Origin of the sequence: Neobacillus drentensis (assembly GCF_036965645.1) — a bacterium.
GTDB classification, from domain to species: domain Bacteria; phylum Bacillota; class Bacilli; order Bacillales; family Cytobacillaceae; genus Neobacillus; species Neobacillus drentensis_D.
Map to the genome: position 1 here is coordinate 12,966 of NZ_JBALPZ010000076.1, position 6,780 is coordinate 19,745.

A 6,780-nucleotide genomic window follows, 5' to 3' on the forward strand; every position below is an offset into this window, starting at 1 on the left:
TCTATCAATGGAGGGGATTGTTAGGTTAGCAAGAAGGATTATTATTTTTACAGGTGTGATTGAATTAATTGGTGCACTAATATTAACGATTCGCTTTTCCTTCGATATGCCGATCAAAAGGGCAATCTACTTCGGTATTTTTCATTCCATTTCCAACTTTAATAATGCTGGTTTTGATTTAATGGGGGAATTTCATAGTTTAACTGGTTATGTAGACGACCCGACCGTAAGTTTAACGGTTTGTTTATTAATAACATTGGGTGGTATTGGATTCATTGTCATGAATGAACTTTATGAATATCGTGCCATTAAGCGCCTATCTTTACATACAAAAATTGTCCTTTTAACAAGTGCTAGTTTAGTCATTGTTGGAACCATTGGTATCTTTTTATTAGAGTACTCCAATCATCTGACTTTAAAGCCATTATCCTTGACAGGAAAAATACTAGGCTCCTTATTTCAAGCTGTCACTGCTAGAACAGCAGGAGCCAATACGTTAAGTATTGGGGATTTAACTCAATCCAGCTTATTATTAATGATTCTGTTAATGTTCATTGGAGCCTCACCTGGTTCAACTGGCGGCGGTATAAAAACAACTACATTTACCACATTAATCGGAGCAGTCTGGTCGCAAATCCGCGGGAAAGAGGATGTTATTTTTTACCGTCAGCGCATCGAATATGAAACCATATATAAAGCCTTAACCGTAACATTAAGTGGACTTTTCCTCGTTATTTTTATGACACTTGTATTAACTATTTCTGAGAAAGGGCATGATTTTCTAGCCATTCTTTTTGAGGTGACGTCTGCCTTTGCGACTGTGGGGCTTTCAATGGGATTAACACCTGAATTATCAGATATTGGAAAGATTTTAATTATGTTTACCATGTTTGCCGGCAGGGTAGGGCCGTTAACCATAGCATTTGCCGTGGCCATGCGGAGAAACCCTGACCCTTTCCGTTATCCAAAAGGTAAAATTATGATTGGTTAATGATTTCGTTAGATTCCTGTTAAATCAAACAGGAGTCTTTTTTGCTAGGGTTATGATAAAATTTAAACATTAGAGATACAGACTGGAGTGATTTTAATGAACTTTCCACAAATTGAAACCTTTGAAGGCCGACTAGAAGCTATGAAGGCTCTTTCAAAAAAGTTTTTAACAAGAGCGCATAAAGTGGATATAGAGGGGTCCTTTCCTTTTGAAAATATTGAAGATTTGAAAAGTACAGGTTATACCACCTTGACAGTTCCCTCAAGATTTGGGGGAAAGGAGATTTCCTTGTATGAATTAATTCGTCTGCAGGAAATGATTGCTGAAGGTGATGGGGCTACAGCGCTTTCGATTGGCTGGCATATGGGGATTATCATGAATCTCGATGAGAAAAGATCATGGAGTGAATCATTATTTAAGTTTTTGTGTGAAAGAGTAAACAATGGTGCTTTGATTAACAGCGCGCAAACTGAACCTAAAACGGGCAGCCCAACAAGGGGAGGGAGACCTGAAACCTACGCAGTAAAAACAAGCCAAGGCTGGGAGATTTCAGGCAGAAAAAGCTTTACCACAATGGCTCCTGTATTGGATTATTTTATCGTCAATGCCACTATAAAGGAAAACAATGAAATGGCTAACTTTTTGATACCAAGAGGAACTAAGGGAGTGAACATTGAAGAAACCTGGGATAGTATCGCTTTACGAGGAACGGGGAGTCATGATTTAATCCTTGAGAAGGCAATCATTCCTGAAGAATATCTAGTTGAAATGCCAAATGCAAAGGGCAGAAAGGCCAACGGATGGCTTCTTCATATTCCTGCCTGTTATCTTGGAATCGCCAAAGCAGCCCAAAAGTATGCGATTCAATTTGCAAGCGAATATTCTCCAAACAGTATCAATGGTACGATTATTGATTTACCAAGCGTAAGGCAAAAAATTGGTGAAATGGAACTAAAAATCATGCAGACGGAGTCTTTTTTATACTCCACTGCAAAACAATGGGATTCTACTGCCGAAAATGAGCGGGAGAAGATGCTTCCGATACTAGGGGCTGTTAAGTTAACGGTCACGAATGCGGCCATTTCAATTGTAGATTTAGCAATGAGAATAGTGGGAGCAAAGAGTTTATCCCTCCAAAATCCACTACAACGATATTATCGTGATGTACGGGCAGGCCTCCATAATCCTCCAATGGATGATATGACCATTGAGCTTTTGGCTAAGGAAAGTATTTTTATCCATCAAAATAATTAATGACTCTACGGCATTCGACAAGGCCTCAAGGATTCCTAATAGATGCTTATATATTTTTATCTATGGGTATCTTAAGATAAAGGAGTGAGGGAAAATGCCAAGAGGTAAAGAATTAGAGCAGCTCCCAATGGCGAATATTGCACCCGGAGCTGGTAAAGACGCTGGTAAATACAATCGGGAAGTCCTTGGGAGCATAATACAAAATGAACAGCCCCAGCCTAGTGAGATTGAAAAGGAAAATGAAGACATGGTCTAAAAAAGCAGGAAATATCCTGCTTTTTTTTATAGATAAGAAATACCATCTTTTCAGCGAAAAGATGGCCTATGGTTTGGTTTGATTATTCTTCCACTAATTCATGAATTTCGACAGTAGATCTTTCTTCTAGCGGTCCACGTAAATGAACAGTGGCTGTTCTTCCATCTTCATTTAACTGATCAATCCAAACGGAAGCACCGTTATATTTAACATCAATATCTGCAGAAGAGGACAGAATTTGCTTTACACGATTAACATTCATATTTTTCACCCCTGAATTCAAGTTGGTAATTTAGTTACAAATATATTGTAACCGTTTTCTTCTATTATATATTAATGAGTAGAATAGATATCAATCTGATTTCCATTTATTGTCCCGTCTTCATGTAAATTCTCTAGGCTGCTAAGGTAATTCTCAAGTTCCGCTTGCAGTTCCTTCGGTGCCCCGGGTTTTAAATGCCAATTTCCAGGATCATCAACAAAATATGGGCTTTTTGTAAATTCAGGTCTTTTCCTAGGCATAAACTCACTTCCTTGTTATTCATTCGTTACACAAACCCTCAGGAAAGTAGGTTCATTACTTCCATCGTGCTTATGCTTACCAATAATTATATAATTATTCGGTATTCAATCCGTAAAAGATAAGTCTATATTCATATTGCTTACTCGAATCCTCCGGGTTTATGATAAGTGAAATAAAGTGACCAACATAAAGAAGAGATGCAATCCTTGGGAAAGGAAAAACATTTTTAAAAAGGTTGAAACCTAATCAACACAGGAATCGTCATATATATTTGAGAAATGAAACAGTCATGTCCCACTTAAATCTGTCATATGATTAAAAGAATTTATTAAAAGGATAGGTTAAAGAGTTGTCGTTTTGTGCTGAAATATAACTAATAATGACATGCTTAGTTTTATTGAATCATACATAAAATGCCATATTTTATGTTTTAATTTTTTTTGAAAGTGTGTTATAGTAATTGAGGTTCGTTTACCGGAGGTTATGGTAAGTGAGAGGAGAATTATGTTATGAATAAAATTAGACTACCTAAAACATTAAATAACAGCCATATTTCATTCTTTGTAATTGCCGTTTTATTATTCTGGATCAAAACATATGCGGCCTATCAAATCGAATTCAACTTAGGAATCGATAATAATCTGCAGAAATTCTTGCTGCTGATAAACCCGTTAAGTTCAGCCCTTTTCTTTCTTGGGTTAGCACTGCTTTTTAAAAAGCGTACTAAGCTTGTTATGATTATTATCAATTTCTTTTTATCATTCTTATTATATGCTAATATCGCGTATTATCGATTCTTTAATGACTTCATTACCGTACCTGTGTTAATGCAGACAAAAACAAATGCGGGGCAATTAGGGGATAGTGCATTATCCTTAATTACACCATTAGATATCTTCTATTTTCTTGATACGATTATATTAATTGTTTTGGCATTAACTGTTTTCAAAAAAGTGACCGTAACAAACAGGAAGTCATATAAAATTGTTTTATTATTTGCAATCACGACATTTCTTTTTAACTTGGGATTAGCGGAAAAGGACCGTCCTCAATTATTAACACGATCATTTGACCGTAACTACTTGGTTAAATATCTGGGTGCATATAACTTTACGATTTACGATGTTATTCAAAATATTAAATCGTCTAGCCAGCGCGCTTTAGCTGACAGCAGTGATATTACGGATGTAGAGAACTATCGTAAAGCAAACTACGCTGCTCCAAACCCTGTTTACTTTGGAAAAGCAAAGGGAATGAACGTACTTTATGTCTCAATGGAGTCATTCCAAAGCTTTATGATTGATTATAAGATGCCAAACGGACAAGAGGTTACACCATTCTTGAATTCATTGGCTCATGATGGCAGTACTTTCTATTTTGATAATTTCTACCATCAAACTGGGCAGGGCAAAACATCAGATGCTGAATTCTTAATGGAGAATTCACTATACCCTATGGCGCAAGGTGCCGTTTTTGTTAACAAAGCGCAGAATACTTACCAGGCGATGCCATCCATTTTAAAAGGACAGGGATATACTTCTGCGGTTTTTCATGGAAACTATAAAACATTCTGGAATAGAAATGTTATCTATAAGGCTTTTGGATATGACCAGTTTTATGATGCGGAATACTATAACATGACTGACGAGAATACCAAAAACTATGGTATGAAAGACAAACCATTCTTTAAGGAATCTATGCCTTTGCTGCAAGGTTTAAAGCAGCCGTTCTACACAAAGTTCATTTCGTTATCCAACCACTTCCCATTTGAAATGGACCCAGAGGATACTGATTTTCCAGCTGGTGATTATGGTGATTCGGTTGTGAACCAGTATTTCCAATCTGCTCATTATATGGACCAAGCGTTTGAACAGTTCTTTAATGATTTAAAAGCTAGTGGATTATACGATAATACAATAATTGTTATGTATGGTGATCATTATGGTATCTCTGAAAACCATAATGAAGCAATGGCAAAGGTACTGGGTGTCGATGAAATTACACCAGCCATTAATGCAAAATTACAGCGTGTTCCTTTATTTATTCACGTACCTGGTGTAAAAGGTGGAGTTCAGCATCAAATTGGCGGTGAAGTGGATGTCCGTCCAACTGTGCTTCATTTATTAGGTATTGATACAAAGGATTATATGGAATTTGGTTCTGACTTACTTTCTAAAGATCATCGTAACTGGGCGTTGTTCAGAAATGGGGACTTCGTATCATCAGACGGCATTCAAATCAATGAAAAATGTTACGGTTATGATTCAACTGAAATATTAACGGACAATACCCCATGTAAGAGCATTGATGAAAAGGTAAAAACGGAATTGCAAATGTCAGATGAAATTGTCTATAAAGACTTATTACGATTCTACAAGCCTGAAGGATATACTCCAATTAATCCTAATGACTATGAATATTTAGGACCAAAGGGGAAAACAACGAAAACAACTGAAGCTAATTAATAAATGAGAGAGGGACTTGGTCCTTCTCTTTTTTTATTATTTACAGAGGTACTAAAAGAAAGGAATAGCCAATTAGGACAGGTTAGCATATAATAAGTGAAATACATTTACGAACAGGAGTGAGATCGCATGAGAGACGTTACTTTATTGGATATATTTGAACATCGTATTGCCCAAAAGTATTTAAACCGCTCTGGACTTGCCCATGCGATTGCGGTAGCATACCATGCTTTTCATTTGAGTAAAGAACAACAACTTGATGTTGATATTGCTACTAAAGCAGGGCTTCTCCATGATATGGGACACTATACTTGGTATAGGAACGGAAAATGGGATTATGACTTGTATAAACAAAATGATATACATCCAATTAAAGGTGCTGAACGAGCACATAAGTTATTGATTCGCCTTGGAGAGAACCCAATAAAGGCGAAAACAATTGCGCTGGCGATTCTTTTTCATACTGACTCTTTTTTACCTTCTAATGACATTGTAAGGACGCCTTTGCAGCAAGTGGTAAAATGGGCGGATGAAAAAGATGAAGAAGAAGGAGGCATGCATCATTATCGAACAATTGAATATGATCGTGCAAAAGAGAGTATTATCCGTTTAGATCAGTGGATTGAAGCTGAGTATAATAACTAACAAAAAGGCTGTGCAAGCATATGCACAGCCTTTTTATTACCCTCGTTTAAAACCCTCTTCTTGCATGAAAGCTATAGATTCTTCGTATGTATCGAAGCTTTCTTCAAGGTTTAACCCAAAGTAGATATTCCATACTTCATTTTCAAAAAGCAAAATAAGAGCGTTGCCCTCATCGTCGATCCAGCGCTCTTCCTGTAATTCTCCAATAATCGCTTCCTCATTGGTTGACTTTTCTAGGGGCGATAAGGACGCAATGGACTCAGTTAAGATACTCCGAAGCTGCTCTGCTGAAAAATCTCGGATATTGACCATTCCTTTATCATCTGTTTCATATTGATCCAGATGAGCGGCATAAACAAAGCCATTTCCATTTGGATGCAGATGATAAACAATATTTTTTTTATCAGAAATACTTTCTGGAAGCTGAAAATTAACACGTTTTAGAGAAACATCTTTCCTCTCTAATTCCGGGTAAGATTCAATAATGGCTAGTTTTTCATTAAATGTCAGCATATAAAACTCCTTCTGTTTATAACAAATATTCTCTTATCATACAGATATTTTCCCCAAACGTAAACACGAATATAGTTGAAAAAGAAAAAGGATTGAAATTTAAAAGAAATAGTGTAAAATTACACTAAAGGAG

Annotated in this window: 8 protein-coding genes; 5 read left to right on the plus strand and 3 right to left on the minus strand. The window is 36.5% G+C overall.

Features of this window, described 5'->3' with window-relative positions:
• The 3 genes from V7266_RS15155 to V7266_RS15165 all read left to right on the plus strand — a co-directional run.
• Positions 1-991: TrkH family potassium uptake protein (locus V7266_RS15155; RefSeq protein ID WP_335468758.1), on the plus strand; the 991-nt coding region annotated here is incomplete at its 5' end.
• Between the two features lie 96 nt (positions 992-1,087).
• Complete coding sequence (locus V7266_RS15160; RefSeq protein WP_335468759.1) at positions 1,088-2,245, plus strand: acyl-CoA dehydrogenase family protein; 1,158 nt, start codon at positions 1,088-1,090, stop codon at positions 2,243-2,245.
• Positions 2,246-2,339: 94 nt separating this feature from the next.
• Positions 2,340-2,501 (plus strand): hypothetical protein, encoded by a 162-nt coding sequence (locus V7266_RS15165; protein ID WP_335468761.1) that lies wholly within the window; start codon positions 2,340-2,342, stop codon positions 2,499-2,501.
• A gap of 82 nt (positions 2,502-2,583) precedes the next feature.
• Here the strand turns inward: V7266_RS15165 and V7266_RS15170 are convergent, their stop codons facing one another.
• Both V7266_RS15170 and V7266_RS15175 read right to left on the minus strand, forming a co-directional pair.
• Positions 2,584-2,763, minus strand: coding sequence for an H-type small acid-soluble spore protein (locus V7266_RS15170; RefSeq protein ID WP_335468762.1), 180 nt, complete (start codon positions 2,761-2,763; stop codon positions 2,584-2,586).
• A 71-nt stretch (positions 2,764-2,834) separates the two neighbouring features.
• Positions 2,835-3,023, minus strand: a complete 189-nt coding sequence (locus V7266_RS15175; RefSeq protein WP_335468763.1) for a hypothetical protein — start codon at positions 3,021-3,023, stop codon at positions 2,835-2,837.
• A gap of 510 nt (positions 3,024-3,533) precedes the next feature.
• Here V7266_RS15175 and V7266_RS15180 point away from each other — a divergent pair.
• Both V7266_RS15180 and V7266_RS15185 read left to right on the plus strand, forming a co-directional pair.
• Complete coding sequence (locus V7266_RS15180) at positions 3,534-5,489, plus strand: LTA synthase family protein (RefSeq protein ID WP_335468764.1); 1,956 nt, start codon at positions 3,534-3,536, stop codon at positions 5,487-5,489.
• Between the two features lie 129 nt (positions 5,490-5,618).
• A complete protein-coding gene (locus V7266_RS15185) occupies positions 5,619-6,134 on the plus strand; it encodes an HD domain-containing protein (protein ID WP_335468765.1) in 516 nt (171 codons plus the stop codon).
• A 36-nt stretch (positions 6,135-6,170) separates the two neighbouring features.
• On the opposite strand, the gene V7266_RS15190 is transcribed toward V7266_RS15185, so the two are convergent.
• On the minus strand, positions 6,171-6,647 hold the full coding sequence (locus V7266_RS15190) for a hypothetical protein (RefSeq protein ID WP_335468767.1): 477 nt from the start codon (positions 6,645-6,647) through the stop codon (positions 6,171-6,173).
• Positions 6,648-6,780 lie beyond the last annotated feature (133 nt).